General features: G+C 61.8%; 11 protein-coding genes, 1 pseudogene and 1 CRISPR repeat array. Of the genes and pseudogenes, 8 read left to right on the top strand and 4 right to left on the bottom strand.

Features of this window, described 5'->3' with window-relative positions:
* The first annotated feature begins 2 nt into the window (after nucleotides 1–2).
* The 6 genes from VE23_RS13625 (at nucleotide 3) to VE23_RS13600 (ending at nucleotide 12,631) form a co-directional block, all read left to right on the top strand.
* Complete coding sequence (locus tag VE23_RS13625; RefSeq protein WP_049868278.1) at nucleotides 3–1,265, top strand: ATP-grasp domain-containing protein; 1,263 nt, start codon at nucleotides 3–5, stop codon at nucleotides 1,263–1,265.
* A complete protein-coding gene (locus tag VE23_RS13620) occupies nucleotides 1,255–4,542 on the top strand; it encodes a non-ribosomal peptide synthetase (RefSeq protein WP_049868277.1) in 3,288 nt (1,095 codons plus the stop codon). The genes VE23_RS13625 and VE23_RS13620 overlap by 11 nt, the downstream gene beginning before the upstream one ends.
* 24 nt (nucleotides 4,543–4,566) lie before the next feature.
* Complete coding sequence (locus tag VE23_RS13615) at nucleotides 4,567–9,615, top strand: non-ribosomal peptide synthetase (protein WP_049868276.1); 5,049 nt, start codon at nucleotides 4,567–4,569, stop codon at nucleotides 9,613–9,615.
* A gap of 88 nt (nucleotides 9,616–9,703) precedes the next feature.
* Nucleotides 9,704–10,567: a carbon-nitrogen hydrolase family protein gene (locus VE23_RS13610; protein WP_049868275.1), complete on the top strand. Its 864-nt coding sequence runs from the start codon at nucleotides 9,704–9,706 to the stop codon at nucleotides 10,565–10,567.
* Nucleotides 10,554–11,369, top strand: coding sequence for a thioesterase II family protein (locus VE23_RS13605; protein WP_049868274.1), 816 nt, complete (start codon nucleotides 10,554–10,556; stop codon nucleotides 11,367–11,369). Before VE23_RS13610 ends, VE23_RS13605 begins: the two co-directional genes overlap by 14 nt.
* Nucleotides 11,366–12,631, top strand: a complete 1,266-nt coding sequence (locus VE23_RS13600) for an MFS transporter (protein WP_048749688.1) — start codon at nucleotides 11,366–11,368, stop codon at nucleotides 12,629–12,631. Before VE23_RS13605 ends, VE23_RS13600 begins: the two co-directional genes overlap by 4 nt.
* Nucleotides 12,632–12,829: 198 nt before the next feature.
* On the opposite strand, the gene VE23_RS13595 is transcribed toward VE23_RS13600, so the two are convergent.
* The 4 genes and pseudogenes from VE23_RS13595 to VE23_RS13580 form a co-directional block, all read right to left on the bottom strand.
* On the bottom strand, nucleotides 12,830–14,122 hold the full coding sequence (locus tag VE23_RS13595) for a dicarboxylate/amino acid:cation symporter (RefSeq protein ID WP_048749690.1): 1,293 nt from the start codon (nucleotides 14,120–14,122) through the stop codon (nucleotides 12,830–12,832).
* Between the two features lie 56 nt (nucleotides 14,123–14,178).
* Nucleotides 14,179–15,624, bottom strand: coding sequence for an NAD-dependent malic enzyme (locus VE23_RS13590; protein ID WP_049868273.1), 1,446 nt, complete (start codon nucleotides 15,622–15,624; stop codon nucleotides 14,179–14,181).
* Nucleotides 15,625–15,931: 307 nt separating this feature from the next.
* Nucleotides 15,932–16,636 (bottom strand): response regulator, encoded by a 705-nt coding sequence (locus VE23_RS13585; RefSeq protein ID WP_048749694.1) that lies wholly within the window; start codon nucleotides 16,634–16,636, stop codon nucleotides 15,932–15,934.
* Nucleotides 16,629–18,251: pseudogene (locus VE23_RS13580) on the bottom strand (ATP-binding protein). Before VE23_RS13580 ends, VE23_RS13585 begins: the two are co-directional and overlap by 8 nt.
* 203 nt (nucleotides 18,252–18,454) lie before the next feature.
* Between VE23_RS13580 and VE23_RS13575 the strand changes: the two are divergent.
* Together VE23_RS13575 and VE23_RS13570 are read left to right on the top strand one after the other, a co-directional pair.
* Nucleotides 18,455–19,528, top strand: coding sequence for a DctP family TRAP transporter solute-binding subunit (locus VE23_RS13575; protein ID WP_049868272.1), 1,074 nt, complete (start codon nucleotides 18,455–18,457; stop codon nucleotides 19,526–19,528).
* A gap of 274 nt (nucleotides 19,529–19,802) precedes the next feature.
* A CRISPR array of direct repeats spans nucleotides 19,803–21,384; the repeat unit is 33 nt; unit sequence ATTTCAATCCACGCTCCCCATGCGGGGAGCGAC.
* Nucleotides 21,385–21,767: 383 nt separating this feature from the next.
* Complete coding sequence (locus VE23_RS13570) at nucleotides 21,768–24,272, top strand: CRISPR-associated helicase/endonuclease Cas3 (RefSeq protein ID WP_049868271.1); 2,505 nt, start codon at nucleotides 21,768–21,770, stop codon at nucleotides 24,270–24,272.
* The last annotated feature ends 9 nt before the right edge of the window (nucleotides 24,273–24,281 follow it).

Genomic DNA, 24,281 nt, shown 5'->3' with positions numbered 1-24,281 from the left:
CCATGACATCGAATCTGCCGCTTGTAGCGGTGCTGCACGGGGAAGGCTCGGCCTCCCCCCTGACGATAAAAGCGGCATCCATCGGAATCTGCCGGCTTCTATTCCTGCATGAGGACTGCAGCGGAAAAGAAAGGGCGCAGCTCAACCTGCTCTCCGGCCACGCGGCCGCCGCGGACCGGTCGAGGCTCTCCGATGGAGAGGTGATCGCCCTGCTGCGCCGGGAAGGGGCGGCAGGCCTCGTCACGTTCAGCGAGCTGCAGCTGCCGGCCGCGACCCGTTTCGGAGAGGCTCTGGGACTGATCGTCCACTCCGCGGCCACGCTCTCCGCGCTGACGGACAAGCACCGGCAGCGGACGCTCCTGTCCCGGGCCGGCGTCCAGTCGGTCCGCCATGCCGCCGTCGATCACCGGAATGCGGAGGCGGCTGCCGAGCAGGTCGGTTTTCCCGCCGTGCTCAAGCCGAGGACGGGAGCCGGCAGCAAATGGACCGGGAAGGTAACCTCCCTGAAAGAGCTGCAGGAGGCGCTGGAGGCCGGCCCTTCAGGCTGTGAATATGTGCTGGAGGAATACTTGGCGGGCGACCCGGCCTTCCAGGGACGGTTCTACGGGGATTATGTCTCCGTAGAATCTCTTCATCGCGGCGGAGAGTCGCGTCAGGTATGCGTGACGGCCAAGCTGCCGCTGACCGAGCATTTCGCCGAGACGGGCATGTTCGTTCCGCATCCCTTTTCCCGGGAGCTGGAGCGGCGGATTCTCGATCTCGAAGCCGAGGCGATCCGGGCGCTTGGGGTCGCCGACGGCGTTACCCATACGGAAATCAAGCTGACGGCGGAAGGGCCCAAAATCATCGAGGTCAACGGGCGCCTGGGCGGTTATGTGCCTGAAATCGTCAAGCGGGCGATGGGCGCCGACCTCGTCCGTGCGGCTCTGCAGCTGTCGCTCGGGCAGCCTGCCGAATTGGAGCCCGAGGCGCCGGAGGAGATCGTCTACCAGCTGTTTCTGGCGGCGCCGGCGGGGGAGAGCTTCCTCTTCGGCGGCATGGCCGGAATCGAGGAGGCCGAGAATATGGACGGCGTCCTGCATCTGGAGATTACGAAGGAGACGGGGCAGACGATCGACTACCGGCTCGGCACTCAAAGCAATATGGGCATCGTGTACGGAGCCGCTCCGGACTACGAGTCGTTTTCGAGCGATATCCGCGCTCTGAAGTCCAAGCTGGCGCCGAAAGCGATCGCAACGGGAGGACAGACAACCGATGCAGGATAAAGGTATCGCAACGACGCTGGGACGGCGCTTCGACGAAATGGCCGAGGCCTATCCCCGGCATACGGCGGTCGAGGAGGACGGAGGCGCCTCCATGACCTACTGCGAGCTGCAGGCCGAAGCCGGCAAGCTGGCCTCTGAGCTGGCCGCGCGGGGCCTGTCGGCCGGCAGCCGGGTAGGACTGCTGCTCGGCAAAAGCATCGACATGGCGCTCGCCATGCTCGCGGCCGTCAAGCTGGGCGCCTGTTATGTTCCGCTGTCCGAGGACGATCCGGAGCCGCATCTCGAGCGGCTGGCGGCGGACGCCGGGGCGGAGCTGGTCATAGCCCGGCGGGACGTATCCTTGGGCGGGCTTCCGGTCCTTGCCATCGGACAGCTTCGGGAACAGGCATCCGCGCCGGTATTTTCAGGAGCGGAATCATCAGGCGAGGAACCATCAGGAGCGGAACTGCCAGGAGCGGAAACATCCGGGGGAGCCTCGCCGGACAGCCTGGCCTACATCCTGTTCACTTCCGGCACGACCGGCATGCCCAAGGGCGTCGGGGTCACGCATGACAATATCTTGAACCTCGTCCTGGAAGGAGGCTTCGTGGAGCTTGGCGCCGATACGCGCATCCTGCAGACCGGAGCGCCGACGTTCGACGCCTCCACCTTCGAGATCTGGGGCGCCCTGCTGAACGGGGGAACGCTGATCGTTCCGGCCCGGCAAGGTCTGACGGACTTCGATTATCTGGAGCGGGCGGTCCGGAAGCACGGCATTACGACGATGTGGCTGACTTCTCCGCTCTTTACGATCGCCGCCGAGCAGAAGCCGGAGCTGTTCCGGGGCATCCGCGACCTGATTGTGGGCGGAGACGTCGTGCATCCCGCCTCCGTGCGCAAGGTCCAGGAGGCCTGCCCGGAGCTCCAGGTGCTTAACGGCTACGGGCCGACGGAATGCACGACGTTCTCGGCGGTCTACCCCATCGGGAGAGGGCTCGCAGAGGACCCGATTCCGCTGGGAAGGCCGATCGGCAACGCCGATTTCTACATCCTGGACGAGAACGGGCAGCCGGTGCCGCCCGGAGAGATCGGGGAGCTGCATATCGGCGGACGCGGAGTGGCGGCGGGTTATGTGAACCGTCCGGAGGCGACCGCCGAGGCTTTTCTGGCCAACCCATTCGGAGCCGGCAGGATCTACCGGTCCGGCGACCGGGCGAGCCGGGATGCCGAGGGGCTTTACCATTATTGGGGGCGCAAGGACCGGCAGGTGAAAATACGAGGCTACCGCATCGAGCTGGCGGCGGTGGAGTCCATTCTCCGCTCGGTCGGCATCGTGGAATCCGCCGTCGCCGGCGTGATCGAGAACGGAGCCGGACTCAAGGAGCTATGCTGCTGCGCGACTCTCCGCCGCGGGGTTTCCGCCGGCCGGGAGGAGCTTCGCCGCCTGTTCGGCGAGCTTGCGCCGTCCCATCTCGTTCTGTCGAGAATCGTCCTTGTGGACGAGCTGCCGCTCAACAAAAACGGCAAAACGGATTCCAAGGCGATCGCGGAGCTGTTCGCCGCAGAGCGCGCCCAGCCGGCGGAGGACGGCTCCGCCGTCGCCGAGCCTGCTTCGGACCACAGCGCCTACGATACGCTGGCGGCAATCATCCGCAAGCGGACGGGCTTCCGGCTGAGCGGCCCGGATGTCTCCTTCTTCGAGCTGGGCATCGACTCCCTGACGGCGGTATATCTGGCGAGGGATATCCATGCCAAGCTGGGGACGAAGCTGAGCGCGGCCGACATTCTCGCTCACCCGACCCTTGGCGCTCTGATGGATCTATTGGATGGGGGCAAACCCGCCGTGCCGTCAGCGGAGCCGTTTGTCGGGACGCCCGCCGTGCCGTCAGCGGAGCTGCCTGCCGTGTCGTCTGCCGAGCCGTCAGCGGAGCTGTCTGCCGTGTCGTCTGCCGTGCCGTCAGCGGAGCTGTCTGCCGGGCCGTCGCCGGAGCCGTCCCTCGCGGAAGGTGCGCGCGAAGAAAGGCGGCTGCCTTTGCTGAACGAGCAGAAGCCGCTGTTCATCGATTTCCAGCTCCATCCGGGCTCCGTCCGGTACAACGTGCCCCTGCTTCTCGAGCTGGACTCCGGCATCCCGCTCCCCCGCTTGGAGGAGGCGCTGCATCAGGCCGTTCTGCGCCATGATGCGCTGAGAACGCGGTACTCCATGTCCGGAGGGAACATGCTCCAGAGAGTTCAAGTGCGGGAGGAGTTCCGCATCCAACGGCTCCAGGGCAAGCCCGATCTCGGCAAGCTGATCCGTCCCTTCGATCTGGCCGCCGAGCCGCCGTTCCGGTTCGCCTTCCTGGAGGAAGGCGGACGGGTCTGGCTGTTCATGGATTTCCATCACATCGCCGTGGACGGGCACTCGCTGGGCATCATTGTCCGCGACGTGGACCGGCTCTATTCCGGACAGCCGCTGGAGGACGTCCGGGGGCAATTCGCCTCCGCCGTTCTCGCCTCCGAGGCCGCCTGCGAGTCCGGCCGCGCCGCCTCGCTGGCGTTCTGGAGGGAGGAGCTTGCCTCGTTCCGGGGCATGCCGGAGCTTCCGATCGACCGGATGGACGCCGCCGGCCATTCCATGGCCAGCCGCATGCACCGATTCCGGATCGGCGAGGAACGCACGGCGGCCTTGAGGGCATGGGCGCAGAGCGGAAGAACGACGGTGTTCGAGAGTCTGCTCACGGTGTACGCGGCCACGCTGCATGCCGTCACCTCCGGCCAGGATGTCGTCTTTGCGACTCCGGTCCGCGACTACGCCATTCCGGAGGGAGAGAAGGTCGCGGCGATGCTGACCCAAACGCTGTGGGTCCGCTCCAAATTGACGGCGGGACAATCGGTGGACGCTTACAGGGAGGGATTTATCGCCCGGCTGCGCCGCTCGCGGCCGCATGGAAACGTCCCGATCGACGAAATCCGCGGACTGCTCCAGCCTGGAGGCGCCGGCGGAGCGGTGACCGAGACTTTGATCGCTTACCACAACGCGGCGGACATGCAGGCGGAATGGCTCGGCCGACAGGCAAGCCTCCGGCCCGCAGCCCCGCCGGAAGGAATGTTTCCCTTGAATTTGCAAATCTACGACGGAGCGGAGCAGATGGAGGCGGAGTGGGAGTACATGTCGGATCTGTTCGAGCCGGCCACGATGTCCAGCCTGAGCGGCTTGTTCGCCTTCATGCTGGATCTGCTGACGCGTCCGTACGCTTTCGGCACGGAGAGCATGCCCGATCTGGTCGCGGCCTGCCTTCAGAAGCAAATGGCTTGAAGATCAAACGGGAATGGGGCTCTGATGATGAAAACGAAACGAACGATCGGCCAGAAAAAAATGCTGGCTGCCGCCATGCCTCGCTCGACGGAGTTTTGGACCCGGGAGCTGGCCGAGGCCATCCCGAGCGTCTATCCGGCTGACTTCCACGGCTCGGCACAGCCGTCCGGGGAGCGCTGCAGCGCTTCGGCCGTCCTGCCGTCGGAGCTGCTGGCCAAAGCCGCCGAAGCATGCGGCGCGTCCGGCGGCGAGCGCGGCGAAATGCTGGCTTCCGCCGTCATCGCGCTAGTGTATTCGGCCTATAACGGCGTGGCCGAGGACCTCCTGCTGCATTATTCGCCGGATGGGGAGCGTCCAAGCCTGCCGCTGCGGGTGAGGGCCTCGGAGGGAATGACGTTCCGAGAATTGTTCCGGCTGGTGCGGGAGGCCGGAGAGAGGATGGAGGAGCATGCGGACTATCCCGTCGACCTGCTGATGCCGGCCGCTTCCATCGAGGTATGCGCCTGCGGAGAGGGGATTTCCGAGCCGGCTGCTCCTCTGGCCGTCACATACGCATCCGGGGAAGGGGAAGCGGATGGCCTGCTGACGGTCTCGGCCGATGCTTCCCGCTACATGGAGGACACGGTCCGCAGCCTGCCGGGCCGGCTGATTCTGCTGCTGGAAGGAGCTGCGCGCACCCCGGAGCAGAGCCTGCTGCGGCTGGAGCTGTCCACCTCTTGGGACCGCTCCGTCAGCGACTGCATGAATGCCACGGCGCAGCCGTATTCGGATGACGCCGCGCTGACGGATCTGTTCCGGCTGTCCTTCGAGGCGCGGGGAAATCGTCCCGCCATCCTCGGCCCGGACGGAGCGCTGACCTATGCGGAGGCGGAGCGCCTCTCGGAGCAAGCAGCCGCCCTCGTCCTGGAAGCGGCGGACGGCTCGGATGAGATTGTCGCGATCCTGGCCGACCGGTCGCCGGAGTTCCTCGTCGGCGTTCTGGGCATTCTGCGGGCCGGACGCGCCTATCTTCCGCTGGACCCGAGGGCTCCGGAGGAAAGGAATGCCCGCATCCTGAGCCAGAGCGGAGCCCGGCTCGTGCTCAGCTCCGCGAAGTACGCCGGCCTCGTTCCGGAAGGTATGAGCGTCCTTCCGCTGGATTCCCTGCCGGCTTCCGGCGCGGCGGTTTCCGGCGGGCCGGCGGCGGCTCCCCGGTCGCTTGCCTATGTCATTTTCACCTCCGGCTCGACCGGCATGCCCAAGGGCGTCAGCGTGAGCCACGGCAGCGCCGTCAACCGCATCGAATGGATGCAGAAAGCGTATCCGCTCGGCCCGGACGACGTCATTCTCCACAAGACGCCCGCGACCTTCGACGTCTCGGTGTGGGAGCTGTTCTGGTGGCTGATCGCCGGCTGCTCGGTGGCGCTCCTGCCCCCGAACGAGGAGGCCAATCCCGAGGCGATCCTGGAGGCGATCGAGCGCAGCTCGGCGACGACCCTGCACTTCGTTCCCTCCATGCTGAACGCGTTCCTGGATTACGCCGGCAGCACGGGGAGCCTGCCGAGGCTGAGGTCGCTGCGCCGCGTCTTCTGCAGCGGAGAGGCGCTCAGTCCTCACCATGTGGGCAAGTTCCACGAGCTGCTGGGAGGACAGGCGGAGCTGATCAATCTGTACGGGCCGACGGAGGCTACGGTCGACGTCAGCTACCATCTCACGCAGCCGGGAGACCATCCGGTGCCGATCGGCCGGCCGATCGACAACCTCCGGCTGTACGTCGTGGACGAGCTGGGGCGGCAGCGGCCCGTTGGCATGGTGGGCGAGCTGTGCATCGCCGGCGTCGGCGTAGCGGAGGGCTACATCCGCGATCCCGAGCGGACGGCGGAGAGGTTCGTGGCGATGCCGCGGCTCGGCGAGGAGCGCGTCTACATGACGGGCGACCTCGCCCGGCTGAGGGCGGACGGCTCCATCGACTATCTGGGCCGCAACGATCGGCAGGTCAAGGTGCGGGGCTTCCGCATCGAGCTGGGAGAGATCGAGGCGGCTCTGACGAGCCTGCCCGGGGTGAGCGATGCTCTTGTCCTCGGACATGTCGAGGGGGACGGCCAGCTGCATCTGTACGGATTCGTCCTGCCGTCCGGTCCGCCGGTCGAGGCGCGGGAGCTGAACGAGGGCCTCGCCGCCCTCCTGCCCAAATACATGATTCCGGAAGAAATCGTCGTCGTGGACGCCATCCCGCTCACGCCCAACGGCAAAGCCGACCGGGCCGCGCTGCTCGCCCTGCCCGGCCGGCAGGACGAGCCGAGCCTTGGCCGCATTCCCCCGACAACCGAGGAAGAGCTTCGGATGGCGGGCATCTGGGAGAGCGTGCTGGGCGTTCAAGGCATCGGCGTGACGGACAACTTCTTCGCCCTTGGCGGCAACTCCATCAACTTCGTCACCGTGCTGGCGCTGGCCAACGAGCGGGGGCGGAAGATCACGTTCCAGCAGCTGTTCAAAAACCCGACGATCCGCGGGCTGCTGGAAAGCGCAGACGAAGGGGGAGACGGCGAGGAGCTGGAGCAGGAGGTCGGTCCATTCGGCCTTGTGTCGGCGGAGGACCGCAGCCGCATGCCGGCAGGCATCGAGGATGCCTATCCGATGTCGATGCTGCAGGCGGGACTCGTGTACCAGAGCATCGTCATGCAGGGGGACAACAACTACCACGACATCGTCTCGTACCTGATTTCCGGAAAGATCGACGTTCCGGTGTTCCGCGAGGCGGTCCGCCGCCTTGTGGCGGAACAGCCCATTTTCCGGACCAGCTACAATCTGCGGGACTTCCCCCGCTATATGCAGCTCGTCCACGAGAGCCCGGACCGCCTGCCGCTGAACGTCTACGACCTGAGCGGCCTCCGCACCCGGGAGGAGCAGGAGCGCTGGTACGAGGACTGGTTCTGGAAGGAGCAGCACCGCTCGTTCCAGTGGGAGTCTCCGGGACTCGTCCAGCTTCATATCCACATCCTGAGCGACGACCTGTACCGCTACAGCATCAGCCAGCACAATTCCGCCCTGGACGGCTGGAGCATGAACAAGGTCCACGCCTACCTGTTCCAGACTTACTTCGACCTGAAAAACGGCGCAAGCAGGCGCAGCGTCCGGATCAGCGGCAACGACCACAACCGCTACTTCATCTACCTGGAGCAGCGGGCGATCCAGTCCGAGGCTCACCGCAAGTTCTGGCGGGAGCAGCTGGACGGGGCTCCGAGCGGTCTCATTCCGCGGGCGAGGCCGTCCCGGCCCGGCCGCGGCAACGAGGTCGTCTTCCACGACGTGAAGCTGCCCGAGGGGCTGTCCGGCAAGCTTGTGCGGCTGGCCGCGGAGCTCATGGTGCCGGTCAAGGACATTCTGCTGGCCTCCCATATCAAGTTCCAGTCCTTGCTGACGCGGACCAACGACGTGTTCACGGGCTACGAGATCGGCGGCCGTCCCGAGCGGCTGGGAGCGGAGGACGCGCTGGGCGTGTTCCTGAACACGATGCCGTTCCGGGTCGTGCTGGACGAGGGCGGCAGCTGGCGCGAGCTCATCCGCTCCGTGTACGACGCGGAGGCCGCCGCGCTCCCTTACCGGCGCTATCCGATGGCCCAGGTGAAGCAGGATCAAGGAAACCGCAGCATCCTGTTCGAGACGGTGTTCAATTTCACCCATTTCTATTCCCTGAAGGACATCCGCGATCTGCCGGGCTTCGATCTTATCGACGTGCGCGCGGCCGCCATCACGGAATTTCCGCTGCGCATCGAATACTCTCGCCATTTCTACACCGACGAAGTGGAGCTCAGCCTGCATTACCACACCGCGGAATACGACGCGGAAGACATGGCCGCGTTCGGAGAGGTGTTCATCGACATCCTCCAAAGCATGGTCGACCGCACGGAGGAGGCCCATGCCGAGCCTTCAGCCGGCCTTCGGCTCGCCCGTTTCGACAGGCTGCCGGGCGGACATGCCGAGGTGAGCGGCCTCGCCCAGGACGGGCCGGCCGAGGCCGCATCCCGGACGGACGAGTCCGGACAGGATGCGGGCAAGCCGGATTATCTGGCGGCTGCCGGCAGAATCAAGGAGATCTGGTCCGCCGTCCTTGGCCGTCCGCAGGAGGAGCTGGATATGGACGACGACTTCTTCCTGATCGGGGGCAGCTCCCTGTCCGCGATGAAGGTTTCCCTCCTGCTGGACAAGCAGGTGCCGCTCAAAACGATCATGCAGAAGTCGATCCTGCGCGAGCTGGCGCTCGAGATCATGGTCGCGGGCGGCGCGGAGGAGGCGTCGGCGCAGCTGCTGCAATGCCTCACCCGATCGTCCGAGGCGGCAAGGAGCGTCGTCTTCTTCCCGTACGCGGGCGGCAACGCGCTGAACTTCCTGCCCGCCGCCAAGGCGATCGAAGCCATGGACGCGGACATCGCCGTTTATGCCCTGGAGCTGCCCGGACACGATCCGCACTCCGGCAGCGGCTCGCTGACGGACTTCCATACGCTCGCCCGCAAGGCTGCGGACGAAATCGGATCGAGGCTCGGCCGCACGGAGCTGATTCTCTGGGGACATTGCGTCGGCACGGCGCTCGCTCTGGAGGTCGCCCGGCTGCTGGAGGAGCGCTCGCTGCCTCCGCAAAAGCTGGTGCTGGCGGCAAAGACAATCGGCCGGCCCCATGACATTCTGGAGACGATCGGCAATGCCGAGCGGCTGGAATTCGCCGATATCGCCGGCCTTCATGCGGAGTGGAGCGGGACGGACGAGCTGTCTACTCTCGGCGAGGATTACGAGCGCCATCTGGTCCGTTCGTTCGCCCATGATTCCATCGAGTCCAACCGCTATCTGCTATCCCTCTGGGACAGGGAAGGCGAGGTTTCTCTCCGCACGCCGGCCGTCGCCGTATTCGCCCAGGACGATCCCGCCACGGCGGACTTCGAGGGAAGCTGGAGCCGCTGGAGCCGCTGGGTGCCCGGCCTCGAGCTGAAGGTCTTCGGAGCAGGCGGCCACTATTTCTGCCGGACCTTGCCGTCCGACGTCGCTGCGTTCATCCGGGAGGAGGCCGACAGCCTTTCCCGTCCGCTGGCTCCCCGCTGAAGCCGGCAGCCGGACTCTCTCCGCCTGTCGGCTCAGCCGGGAGCGGAGAAGTCCATTTCACCTATCTGACCGAGGAGGACATGACATCATGAAGAGTATTGAGGATTATCCGCAGCAATCGCTTCGCATAGCCGTCGCCCAAGCCGCGTCGGTATCGGGAGACATCCCGGAGAACGTCCGGCGGGCGGCAGCCATGATCGAAGAGGCGGCCCGCGGAGACGCGCGGCTGGTCGTCTTTCCGGAAAAATACCTGACCGGCTACGTTCCGGAAATCATCGCCGCCGACCCCGAGCGGTACGCCCTCGCCCGAGGCGACGAGCGGCTCGAGCCTATCCGGCAAGCCTGCCGGGAGCACGGCATTGCGGCCATCGTCGGAGCGCCGACCCGGGAAGGCGGCGATCTGTACATTTCTTCCATCGTAATCGATCCATCCGGAGCCGATCTCCATGTTTCCCATAAGGCCCATCTGTTCCACAGCGAGAAAGAGGTCTTCAAGAGCGACGACAAGCGGACCCTTCTGAAGATCGGAGACTGGACCATCGGCCTTGGCATCTGCTACGACGCCGGGTTCCCGGAGCATTCCCGCCTCCTGGCGCAGGCGGGCTGCCACGTCTATCTGGTCAGCTCGCTGTTCAGCAAGGGCATGGGCTATCAGGAGTCGCGGGTCTGGTTCCCGGCCAGGGCGCTGGACAACACCGTCTACGCGGTCATGGCGAACCACGCCGGAAAGACCGGCGTCTGGGACGCCTGCGGAGGAAGCGCCGTCTGGGATCCGTACGGGCGCCTCATTGTCGAAGCGTCGGAATCGGAGCCCGAGGTGATCTTTGCGGAGCTGGAGCCCGGTCTTCTGCGGGAAGCCCGGGCGTCGGAGCAGATGCTCGCCGATTCGGCCGGCCTGCCGCAGCCGGAGGCTATCGTCGCGGTACTGGCGGGGGGGGATGAACGGCCCTGAACGGCGCCGCTGGCTCCGCCGGTTCGACGAGCCGGAGCACGCCCGGAGCCGCGTCATCGTGCTGCCTCATGCCGGCGGCTCCGCCAGCTATTACCGGGAGCTGAGCCGGGCGCTGCGCGGAGCGGGCGTGGAATGCCTCGCCGTCCAATATCCGGGCCGGCAGGACCGCTTCGGGGAAGAGATGGCCTCGACCATCGAAGCCTACGGGGATCGGATCGCCGAAGCTCTCTCCGGATGGGACGACAAGCCGGCGCTGCTGCTGGGCCACAGCATGGGGGCGCTGATCGCCTACGACATGCTGCAGAGACACGGCTCCGGGCTCGGCTTCATCGACGGCTTCGTCGCCTCGGCGCATCCTCCGCCCCGCTCCGGCTCCTCGCATGAATCCATGAGCGAAGAGCGGGTGCGGGACTATCTCCGGCGGCTTGGAGGCTTGGATGAAAAGCTGCTCGACGATCCGGCCGTCATGGAGATCGTCCTGCCCGCCATGAAGAACGATCTCGAGGCCGTGCTGGCGTATCGCCGGACCGCTCCGGCCAAGCTGGACATGCCGATCACGGCCGTCGTCGGCTTGCAGGATCCCCATGTCCAGGCCGAGGCCGCTGCGGGCTGGGAGGATTGGACCCGGGATTCCTTCGAGCTGGTGTCGCTGCCGGGAGGCCATTTCTATTTTGCCGACGCTCCCGAGGAGCTGTGCGGCGTGCTGCTTCGGGCGGCGAGGCGCAGGAAGCCGGCCGCAGCCGCCGGACAGCCGCCGGGAACTGTGCGGGAGTATTCAACGCGAAGGGGATTGGAGCTATGAACGAAGTATCCGCCGCAGGGCGCTGGGAGATTTTCCGGTTCCGGCCGTACCTGCTCTATTTCATCGGACATACGATCTCCATGCTGGGAACCGGCATGCAGTTCATTGCGACCAGCTGGCTCGCCATGCAGCTGACCGGCAATCCGGCCTCGGTGGCGTACGTCCTTATATTCACCTCGTTGCCGGGCGTCGTCCTGTCCCCTCTGATCGGGGTGTTCGTCGACCGCTTCGACCGCAAATGGATCGCCGTTCTGATGGATGTCTTCCGGGCAGCCGCCTTGCTTGCCATCCCGCTGCTGTGGTGGCAGGGCATGCTGGAGCCGTGGCATCTGTATCTGGTCACGTTCCTCGTCGCGCTGGGGGATGAGATCTACACTCCGGCCGCCATGTCATTGATCCGGGAAGTCATTCCGCCGCAAAAGCTGCTGTACGCCAACTCCACCAACGCCATCGCCATGCAGTCGGGCGTGCTTCTCGGAGCGGGCGTCGGCGGGCTTCTCGTCGGCCTGTCGTCGGCCGTGTCCGTCATGGGCATCAATGCGGCGAGCTTCCTCGTATCGGCGGTCTGCATCCTGCTCATCCGCAAGGGGGTCGTCCGTCCGACGAGAGCCGAACAGGCCTCCAGCGGCGGCTTCAGGAGCTATTGGGAAGACATGAAGGAGGGCTGGACCCATATCCGCGGGCGCCATACGATCCTGATTTTCTACGCCATGATCTTTTTCATCCGCATGTCGCTGTACACGATCAACGTCCTTCTCGGTCCCTTCGCCAAGGATACGCTGATGGTGGGGGCGGCCGGGTTCGGCTACATCGACGCGAGCTTCGCCCTCGGAGCGGTTACGGGCAACCTGCTCCTGCCTCCGATTGCCCGGGCGCTGGGCAACCGGCTGGTCATGACCGGAGGCATGGCCGGCATCGCGCTGGCGATTTTCCTGTTCGGCTTCAGCGGCGGCCTTGGCATCGCGATGCTTCTTTATTTCCTGATCGGGGCCTTCTTCCAGGTCGGCATCCTCTTCATCACCCGGGCGCAGGAGGAGACCGAGCTGGCCTATCAGGGGCGGGTTCATTCCACCTTCAATACGGTTTTCTCCATTCTCTCGCTGGGCATCTATCTGATCATGGCCCAGCTGATGAACGAGCTTTCCCTCCGTTACCTGTTCGCCATCCAGGGCTTGATCGTGGCCGTGGCCGCCTTCATCGCCTTCTATGCGCTGTACGCGCGGCCCAGGTCCAAGCCGGCTGTGCAGAATCTGTCCAATTGACCTTCCTTTTCAAAGAGAAACAAGCCGATCCCATGAAGCGTTCGCCGATAGTCCGAATAATTCGCCGGCATCATGGAGGATGAACGGAAAGACGCAGTCTGGCGAAAGGATTGAAGTACGCTGAAGCTTGCAAAAAAGCCGCAGCCCCTCGGGGCTGCGGCTTTTGGCATGCGATGATGATTCGGTCCATCCAAGCGGTCAAGCTTCGGCAGCGGCCGTGCGACTGGAGGCAGGGCCGCCGTCCAGGCTCGGCTCCGTCAAAGGCTGGAACTGGTTTTCGCTCTTGGCGATGACGACGGTAGCGACGGAGTTGCCGATCAGGTTCGTAATGGCGCGCGCCTCCGACATGAAGCGGTCGACGCCGATCAGCAGCGCGATGCCCTCAAGCGGAATCGGCGTGCCGGGCAGGGCGGCCAGGGTCGCTGCAAGCGTAATGAAGCCGGAGCCGGTCACGCCGGCCGCTCCCTTGGAGGTGAGCATGAGCACGCCGAGGAAGGTCACGATCTGGAGCAGAGTCAGCTCGATGCCGTAAGCCTGCGCGATGAAGAGCGCCGCCATCGAGAGGTAGATGCTGGTGCCGTCCAGATTGAAGGAATAACCGGTCGGGACGACGAGGCCGACGACGGGCTTGGAGCAGCCGTACGATTCCATCTTGTTCATGAGGCGAGGCAGGGCGGACTCCGAGGAGGAGGTGCCGAGCACGAGCAGAATCTCGTCCTTGATGTGGCGGATCAGGCCGAAGATGCTGAACTTGTAGTAACGGGCGATCAGCCCGAGCACAACGACGATGAACAGGAACATCGTAATATACGTCGCGAGCATCATTTTGCCCAGCGAGAGGAGGGAGCCGAGACCGAACTTGCCGATCGTATAGGCCATCGCTCCACCTGCTGCGTACGGGGAGAACTTCATGATGATGCCGACGATCTTGAAGAAGATTTCGTTCAGTTTCTCAAAAAAGTCCGTAACCGGACGGCCCTTGTCGCCGAGCATGGACAGCGCGAGGCCGAACAGGACGGAGAAGAAGAGCACCGGCAGCATCTGGCCGCTCGCCATCGCGGCGATCGCGTTGTCGGGAATGATGCCGAGCAGGAAGTCCTTGAAGCCATGCGAGGTTTCGGACGCCTGCTGCGCATAGCCGGCGACCGCGTCGGCCTTGCTGCCGACGCCGGAGGTGTCGATGCCGTCGCCGGGACGGACCAGGTAGGCGATGGCGATGCCGATCGCCATGGCGAAGGTGGTCACGAGCTCGAAGTAGAGCAGGGCTTTGCCGCCGATGCGGCCGATCTTTTTCATGCTGCCCATGCCCGCGAAGCCGATGACGATCGTGAAGAACACAATTGGCGTGATGACCATCTTGATCAGCTTGATGAAGATGTCGGCAAGCACCTTGAGCGAAGCGCCGAAGCTCGGGAAGAAATACCCGATGGCGATGCCGATCACGATGGCGGTCAGCACCTGGACGGTCAGGTTTCTGAAGTTGATTTTCATCGGAATCCCTCTTTCTTGTCGGGTCGGTTGTCAGGCTTGGAGTCGGACTGTTTCCCTCAACCGGGCGTTGGAGCCGAAGCTTTCGGCTTGGAGGGGGTCTCCTTGCGGGCGACGCCGGAGGCGTATGCGGCTTCGATGACCGCCTCGCGCACCTTCTCCACGACCTGATGGTTGAATACGCTCGGAATGATATACTGCTCGTTCAGCTCCTCGTCCGTCACGACAGAAGCGATCGCCTTGGCGGCGGCCAGCTTCATCTCCTCCGTCACGCGGGAGGCGCGGCAGTCGAGGATGCCGCGGAAGATGCCCGGGAAGCAGAGCACGTTGTTGATCTGGTTCGGGTAGTCGGAGCGGCCTGTCGCCATGACGCGGACATAAGGCTCGGCCTCCTCCGGCAGAATTTCCGGGGTCGGGTTCGCCATGGCGAAGACGATCGGGTCGGCGGCCATTTTCTTCAGGTCGTCCGTTTTCAGCACGCCGGGTCCGGAGACGCCGATGAAGATGTCCGCGCCTTCAATGACGTCGGCGAGGCTGCCCTCAAGCCGGTAAGGGTTCGTATGGTCGGCATACCATTGCCAGTATTCGTTGGCGTAGCTCTTGCCGGGGACAAGGGCGCCTTCGCGGTCCACGCCGACGATGTTGGCGACGCCGGCGGCCATCAGCATTTTGGAGCAGGCGGTGCCTGCAGCGCCGATGCCGCAAACGACGACTTTGCAGGACGGCAGCGTCTTGCCGATGAGCTTGACGGCGTTCAGCAAGCCGGCCAGCAGCACGACGGCCGTGCCGTGCTGGTCGTCGTGGAAGACGGGGATATCGAGCTCCTCGGCCAGCCGCCGCTCGATCTCGAAGCAGCGGGGAGCGGAGATGTCCTCCAGATTGATGCCGCCGAAGGTCGGGGAGAGCGCCTTGACGATCGCGATGATCTCCTCGGTATCCTGGGTTTTCAGGCAGATCGGGAACGCATCCACCCCGGCGAACTGCTTGAACAGGACGGCTTTGCCTTCCATGACCGGCATCGCCGCTTCCGGCCCGATGTTGCCGAGGCCGAGCACGGCGGAACCGTCGGAGACGACCGCGATCGTATTGCGCTTGATCGTCAGCGTATGGGCGCGGGACGGCTTCTCGTGGATGGCCATGCATACTCTCGCGACTCCGGGCGTGTAGACGCGGGACAGGTCGTCGCGGTTTTTGATCGGCGTCTTCGGCGTCGTCTCGATCTTGCCTCCGATATGGAGCAGGAACGTCTGGTCGGACACCTGGAGCACGCGGACGCCGGGAAGCTGGCCGACGGCGGAAGCGATCCGGTCGGCATGGCTCTGGTCGTACACGTTGACGGTCAGGTCGCGCACGGTGGACGCGGAATCCGACCGCGTGACGTCGATCGCGACGATATCGCCTCCGGTATCCCCGATGACCGTGGCGATCTGGGCGAACGAAGCGGTAGCCCGGCTGAGCTCCAGCCGGAGAATGATAGGCGTGGAAGCGCCTGCAGGTATGGACATGGGACTGCACATCCTTTGCATCTGAAGGTTCGGTTCATAGGTTCTTTCTGTGACAGGGATACATAGGGCTGAAGGCGGACGAAGGGGATGTGCTTCATGATCGCTGCTTCTGTTCTCATGATATCGCTTTCATTTGAAAGCGCTAGCATACGGTCATAATGGTTGTTTTGGTCTTTATGGTCATGAAGGGTATGGAGCCTGGAGGAGGAGAAGAGAGAAGGCGGCGGGAGAGACTTTGCCGCTGTCCGCCTGGCATAAAGACCAAAAACCCGCAGCCAGGGCTGGCTGCGGGGAGCATGACGATTGTTCAGCGAGTTTTGTTCAGCGAATAAAGGTTGACCGGCCTGCCGAGGCCGTATTGAAGCTGGAGGGTGACCTGGCCGCTCTTGGCCAGATGCTCCAAGTACCGTCTGGCGGTGACACGGGCAATGCCGACGTTTTCGGCGACGCTCTCGGCCGATACGGCTTCCGGCTGCAGCCCGAGATAACGGATAATCTGCGCCAGCGTCGCCGCCTGGAGTCCCTTGGGAAGGCTGTCTCCGCTTTTGGAAAGAGGGGATGAAGGAGCAAGGCCCGACGAGCCTGAGCCGTGCAGAAGCCGGTCGAGCTCGCCCTGATCCAGCGCTCCGCCGGAGCCAAGCTCCTCGCGGCGCTGGAGCCAGCGCAGGAGAGCTTCACGCACGCGCTCCGCCTTGAACGGCTTCATGATGTAGTCGTCCGCGCCGCCCTGCACCATGGAGCGGATCGTGTCCCGGTCGTTGGCGGCGCTGATGACGATGACCCCGGCCGCATGGCCTTCGCTGCGCAGCTGGCGAAGCGTCTGAACGCCGTCCAGTCCGGGCATGTATATGTCGAGGATGACCATGTCGGGATTCATTCTTCGGATCAGCTCCATGCCTTCCAGTCCGCCCGAAGCGGTGCCGACGACACGGAAGCCTTCCACCGATTCGACGAACTGCCGGTTGACCTCGCGGACCATGGGATCGTCTTCGATCAGGATGACGTCAACCATTTTCATTTTCGCTCCTTCCTGTTTCCGGCTGCCTCTTCTCCGTCATGGGGAAGAACAGCGTCATGGATGTGCCTTCATCGGGCGCGGATTCGACCTGGATCGTTCCGCCGCCCTTCTTCGCGATGCCCGCGATCAGATGCATGCCGATGCCCCGGCCGTCTCCGGGCTTGGTGCTGAAGCCGCGCTCGAACATGCGGCGGCGGACATGCTCGTCCATGCCGCAGCCGTTGTCCTCGACGAGCAGAGACAGCTGCTCGTCGTCCTGCTCCAGGCTGACGAGCACGCGTCTGGGCTCGGGAGCCTCCGCCAGCGAATCGAAGGCGTTCTCGATCAGATTGCCGAGCAGGACGACGAAATCATGGTGGTCGAGATGCTCCGGGAAACGCTGCAGCCGGCTGTGGGGATCGATCTGCACATCGATGCCGAGCTCCCGGCCGCGGCTGATTTTGCCGAGCAGCAGCCCGGTCAGGCTGTCATGGAAAAATTGGGTGCCGAGAAACCGGTTCAGCTCCTCGCGCTCGCCCGACATGCGGAACAGATAGTCGAGCGCCTGCTCGCCCTGCCCGAGCTGGATCAGCCCCCCGATCGTATGCAGCCGGTTCATGTACTCGTGGTTCTGGACCCGGACCGTGTCCACGAACGCCTTGACCCCGGTCAGCTCCTCCGCCATCCGGGCGACCTCGGTCCGGTCCTGGAAGATGGCTACGGCGCCGACGGTATGCCCCTGCACGCGGATCGGCACGCGGTTGCTGACAATATGCTGGCCGCCGATGAAGATTTCCTGCTGATAGACCGGAGCGTCCAGCTCCAGAATCTCCGGCAGCCGGGTATCCGGGAGAACCTCGCGGATAGGCCGTCCGACCACTTCGCCGCCGATATGAAAGATCTGGCGTGCCCGCTCGTTGAAGACGGCGATCCGCTCGTCGTTGTGGATGGCGATGACGCCCTCGTGCATCGCATGAAAGGTCGCGTCCCGCTCCACCAGCAGCCGGGCGATCTCCAGCGGCTCCATATTGAACATATCCTTCTTGATCTGCCTTGCCAGCGCCCAGGAGCCGGCGAGGCCGACCAGCAGCGACAGCAGCAGGATGGCGGAGATCTGCCCGGCGAAGGGCAGAATGACCTCTCCGGGAGAGGGGAGGACGCGGCCGACGAGCACGGTGCCGATCTGCATGTGCGAGCTGTCCATGACCGGGACAAAGGCGCGCAGCGCGGTTCCGAGCTCGCCCTTCGCCTTGGAGACATAGCTGTGCTAGGCGAAGGCCGGCCCTTCGTCGGTACCCCGGGAATAAGTGCCGACACGGTCCGGCACCGGATGGGACAGCCGCTTATGCTGCATGTCCATGACCACCACATACGTGGCGTCATGGATGATGCCGATCCGCTCGGCGGCCTCCCGCAGCTGGGGCTGCCGGGCCTCTTCCTCCAGCCCGGCGGCGATCTCGGGAAGGCGGGCCGCCGTCCTTGCGGTGACGAGCAGCCGCCTGCCGAGCTCCTCCTCCTGCAGATGGAGGATGCTTCCGACCGCCACGCCGCCGCCGGCTATGAGCGCGAACAGCACGACGCCGAAGGAGAGCAGGGCGATTTTCCAGTTGATTTTGAGCGGCTTGAGCATGGTCGGACCTGCCTCCTTGCGGGATGGAATAGGGTCAACATGCCCTTTTCCCATCATCATACACCAGTGCATGAGGCCTGCAAACCTGCGGAAATCTCGGGGGCGGGCTTCTCCAACAGCCGCCGGGTAGGATAAGATGAGGTTCATAGAGACGGGGATGAGGGCTGAGGACAAGGCCGAAATGAGGAGGGAGGCGCGGAGGAATGAGCGGAAGAAGGTTCAGGCTGTGGGGCGGCGGTCTGCTGCTGGCGGCTGCTGCCGTGCTGTCCATGTTCTGGCTTGGAGGGTACAAGCTGCCCGGCCCGCTGCCGGAGGATGACGAGCAGATGGGCTTCAGCGGCAGGCATGTCATCAAGTTCAGCTTCGTCGTGGCGGAGAATACGCCCAAGGGGCTGGCCGCGCAGCGGTTCGCCGATCTGGTGGAGGAGAAGTCCGGCGGCAAGGTGCAGGTGCAGCTGTTCCCGAACGGAACGCTGTTCACGGAGCCGGACGAGCAGGCCGCTCTGGCTCGCGGGGATGTGCAGATGATCGCGCCGGCCTTTTCCAATCTGTCGGCCCGGATGCCGGAGTGGAGCGTCATGGACCTGCCCTTCGCCTTCCGCACGGAAGAGGCGGTGGAGGAGGCGTTCAGCGGCGAGGTCGGCTCGCTGCTGTTCAAGCGGCTGGAGAGCCGGGGGATGATCGGCCTCGCCTTCTGGGGCAACGGGTTCAAGCAGATGACGTCGAGCGACAAGCCCCTTGTGCATCCCGAGGATTTCAGCGGCCTGAAATTCCGCATCCTGCCGGGCGCGATCGTCGATGCCCAGTTCCGGGCTCTGGGCGCCTCGACGGCGGACATTCCGTTCAACAGCGTGTACAAGGCTTACGAAAGCGGAGCGGTCGACGGCGGGGAGAATACGATCACGAATATTTACAGCAAGAAGTTCTATCAGGTGCAGAAATACATGACGGTCAGCAATCACGCCTATCTCGGGTACGCCGTGCTGATGAACCGCTCCTTCTGGGAAAGCCTGCCGCCGGATGTGCAGGCCATCATCCAGGAGGCGATGCGGGAGACGACCGGCTGGGCCAACGAGAGCGCTCGGGAAATGAGCCGCAAGGAGCTCGCGGAAATGCGGAGCGGCCGCTGGATGAATATCGCCGACCTGCAGGAGCCGGAGCGGCGGGAGTGGATGGCTCTGTGGGAGCCGCTGTACGGACAGGCGGAGAAGCTCGCGGGGCGGGAGCTGATGGATGCGGTGCGGAGGCTGCGGAGCAAGTATGGGGGCGGGGAGTAGCGGGATGTAATGTTGGTTGGTAAATCACTTCCGTACCCGGCATAATCAGGCTAGTCACGAACGCAATAAAGTTTCAAACCACGCTCCCCATAAGGGGAGCGATTCTTATTAATGTCATTTGTGTAGGGGGACAGATTAAACTCACGCTCCCCCTATAGAGAGTCGCCCCGGTGTTCGGAACCGTTCTGACAATAGCCATCAGTTTTCATATACCTCTCCATGCGGGGAGCGACGTTGATTGTTCCTTGCGCTCCAGGAGGTCGACGTCTATTCGATTTCAATCCATGCTCCCCATGCGGGGAGCGAATTTGCAGGTGCTCTGCGTCACCGTCCGAGAATAGATTTCAATCCACGCTCCCCATGCGGGGAGCGACGTAATTTGGGGTTTTGATTGTGACAATTTCGTTATTTCAATCCACGCTCCCCATGCGGGGAGCGACGAACACAGCCTCCGCGCTCAAGTACCTTTATCGCTGATTTCAATCCACGCTCCCCATGCGGGGAGCGACCGCGGCTTCCATCTCAACGAGTCTGCCAGCCCATGGATTTCAATCCACGCTCCCCATGCGGGGAGCGACCTTGCACTCCAGGTGGAGATAGCCGAACTGGCATTTCAATCCACGCTCCCCATGCGGGGAGCGACTGTTCGTTACTCATGACATCACGCCCCTCAAAAATTTCAATCCACGCTCCCCATGCGGGGAGCGACGCTGAGCATGATTAGATACGAACGGAGGAATGCATTTCAATCCACGCTCCCCATGCGGGGAGCGACGTTTGGCTGCAGCATATCTGGCACGTCATTTCGGAATTTCAATCCACGCTCCCCATGCGGGGAGCGACCAGTATCGGGTGGTAAACAAAGGCGGCAAGCAAGGGATTTCAATCCACGCTCCCCATGCGGGGAGCGACCCTGCACCTTATCAAGAGCTTCTACCGCCTCGTTATTTCAATCCACGCTCCCCATGCGGGGAGCGACCTAATAAACGAAGGAGACGATATTATGACCGCTCATATTTCAATCCACGCTCCCCATGCGGGGAGCGACTAAATTGAGTGCGCGGGCCGGGTGCCGATGACGATTTCAATCCACGCTCCCCATGCGGGGAGCGACAAACATTGAACCATCGGTGTTTATTTTGATCGAAATTTCAATCCACGCTCCCCATGCGGGGAGCGACTACGATAACGTCTGTGCAAACGGAATTGGTGCCATTTCAATCCACGCTCCCCATGCGGGGAGCGACGCGACCAACCACCCCAGGCGGCCTCAAGGGATGGGAATTTCAATCCACGCTCCCCATGCGGGGAGCGACCCTGGCCGCTCAGATTGATATAATGCGTCCAGGATTTCAATCCACGCTCCCCATGCGGGGAGCGACGCCTATCACCCATAGCAAAGCTTCACCGACTCCTATTTCAATCCACGCTCCCCATGCGGGGAGCGACCGTAAAGGCACCCATACCTTGCACCCACTCGGACTATTTCAATCCACGCTCCCCATGCGGGGAGCGACACATCATCGAAAATGTAAAATAGCTGCTTGTCCATATTTCAATCCACGCTCCCCATGCGGGGAGCGACTTTCCCCATCCGATGCCGCGCTGGCCATAGCAAGATTTCAATCCACGCTCCCCATGCGGGGAGCGACGCCGACTGTGTCTTCATTCGGTACTTGGGCCGGGGATTTCAATCCACGCTCCCCATGCGGGGAGCGACTTTGCAATTCGAGTGTAGGCCGACTCTACAGCCGATTTCAATCCACGCTCCCCATGCGGGGAGCGACTCACCCAAAAAGCATTCAATAGACTAACGAGCAGTAATTTCAATCCACGCTCCCCATGCGGGGAGCGACAGCGGAAACAGCCTCGAACCTTTCTGGAAAGGTATGAGAATTGCTGTTTTCGCGAATTTTGCAATCAAAATAGGTATGCATCGAGGATTGACGAAATAACCTTTTTCTAAAAATGAACTTCATTCGACAAGTTTCGAGGTGCGAATCTCCCCGGTTTTTTATGGGAGCTTGCCATTCGCACAAGGATTGCTGCCCCTATCATAATGAACAAAAATATTATTGCCAACCCGAATGTTCATTCTTAACCGGGATTAAATCACATCCAAATCTATACTGGAATATTTTCCATTATTTAAGAAGGTTTGTGTGTATAATTGTCGAACCCTATCTCGGAGTAACTGTAAAAAAGGTTCTTAGGTCCTGTATTTCTAGGAGGGAAGAGGATGCCGAGGAGTGTAGATCATGCAAGCCAAACTGAATTCGTAGCTCATATCCGGCAATTGGACGGTCAGCGGGAATCAGTCCATGACCACCTTCTATCGGTTCAACAATACGCTGAGAAGCTTGGAGCCAAAATCGGAGCAAAACATCTTGCAGGTCTGTCGGGCTTGCTGCATGACATGGGGAAGAACACGACTCAATTCAAGATGTATATTGAAATGGCGGTAGCCAACCCCCATGCTCCTCCAAAGCGGGGCTCGGTGGATCACTCTACGGCAGGCGGCAAGTGGCTGTATGAACAATTTCATCGAAACACGGACAGTACAGCAGACAAGCGAACGACAGAATGGATAGCCAACGGCATCCTTTCTCATCATGGGGGCCTGAAGGACTATATAGATCCAGATGGAAATTCTCCGTTTCTGAAGCGGATTGAAACCCAAATCGATAAGCTGCCCGGGTATGAACAGGCTATTGAAGAATTTCTTTCTACTACAATGGGACAGGCCGAATTGGTAGCTTATTTTGAGAAGGCCAAAGAGGAGATGCAGCAGCTCGTTGAACGCATGAAAGTCTGCAAACCACCGTCCATTACTGCCTCGCTGACAGTGAAGTATCTATTTAGTTGCCTGATTGATGCGGATCGGACCATGACGAGGCAATTTGAAGAAGGGGAACAGGACGCTCCTGTCTTTGAGAGCCATGTCTTTTTCTCCAAAGCCTATCGATCCTTGCTTGATAAAATCGACGGCTTCTCAAATGCCGACGATGCTGGTCATCCGATCAATCGTCTTCGCTCCGAGATGTCCAAACAATGCGATGAGTTTGCCGTTGAACGCCCTTCCGGCATTTACACATTGTCTATCCCTACAGGAGGCGGAAAAACGCTTGCGAGCTTTCGCTATGCTTTGCGTCATGCCATAGAGACAGGTAAGGAAAGAATCATATATGTTTTGCCTTACACAACCATTATTGAGCAAAACGTAGCCGAGATTAGGAAAATCGTCCAAAACGATGACATGATTCTGGAGCATCATTCCAACGTGGCGGAAGATTTTGATCTGCGGAAATGGCTGGATTCTGAACAATATCCAGACGAGGAAGAAGAGGATCAAACCTATGATCTGGAGCGGAAGAAGCTGCGTCTGGCCCGAGATATCTGGGATCGTCCGATTATATTTACCACGATGGTTCAATTCCTGAACACGTTTTATGCCAAGGGGTCCCGCAATGCAAGGCGCTTGCATCAACTGGCCAATGCGGTTGTAATCTTTGATGAGGTGCAGGCGGTGCCTTCTCATTGCATCTCGTTGTTTAACAGCGCCGTCAACTTTCTGCATGGCATATGCGGCTCGTCCGTTGTTCTTTGTACTGCTACCCAGCCTGCGCTCCAGCATGTCCGGCGGAACGTGCATCTTTCTCCCGAGCCGGAAATGATTCGCAATCCGAATCAGGTACTGACACAGTTTAAAAGGGTGGAACTGCAGGATGCCACTTGCCAAGGGGCGATGACAACCGAGCAGCTGGCTGCATTCGTCTCGGAGCAGATGAATGAAATTGACAGCTTGCTTGTTATTCTCAATACGAAGACGGCGGTACGAAAGCTTTTTGATTTTCTGAAAGCGCAGGAATGGATCAACGAGGAAGGTGTCATGCTTTATCACTTGAGCACTTTCATGTGCCCGGCGCATCGCAAGGAAAGATTGGATGCAATCCGCAACTCACTGGGAAAAGAGAGAGTCATCTGTATCAGTACGCAGTTGATTGAGGCAGGTGTGGATATCAGTTTCCAATGCGTCATCCGATCTCTCGCCGGGTTGGATTCGATTGCCCAAGCAGCGGGGAGGTGCAATCGGCACGGCAAGGATTCGCTGCGTAATGTGTACATTATTCGATCGGCTGAAGAAAGCTTGCGCAGCTTGCCGGAGATCAAGCTGGGAGCAGAACAGACGGAACGGTTGCTGGGCGAATTCAGACGCAAGCCCCAATGTTTTGACCATCAGTTGCTCTCCATAAAAGCGATGGATTTGTATTTCTGTTATTACTACGACAAGATCAAGGAAAAGATGGACTATCCGGTTTCCAAAGAAGGGTTTGCTTTATATTCGTTGCTGGACCTCAATACTGCCTTATGCAACCGGTACAAAGATAAACATAAGGTAGCTCCTCCGTTGTATATTCGCAGTTCAATCGCGACGGTGGAACGACATTTCGAGGTGATCTCAAATGCCGGGAAGTCCGTTATTGTACCGTATAATGACGATGCATCCGAGATTATTTTAGCTTTAAACGGAGAGCTTGGGTCGAATGAGCTGGGAGATTGGCTGCGAAAAGCCCAGCCCTACACGGTTAATTTGTATGACCAGGAGCTTCGCCAACTGGATAAGGGTGGGAACTTGAATTATCTGTTTCAAGGTAGAGTAATGGCGTTGAACGAGACGGCATATTCGAAGGAGTACGGCGTAGATCCAGCCGGAGATGGGGAGTTTCAGCCAGCGATTATTTGAATAAAAAGG

This window comes from Paenibacillus sp. D9 (genome assembly GCF_001188365.1).
GTDB classification, from domain to species: domain Bacteria; phylum Bacillota; class Bacilli; order Paenibacillales; family Paenibacillaceae; genus Paenibacillus_O; species Paenibacillus_O humicus.
This window is presented reverse-complemented; position numbering and strand designations above follow the sequence as displayed.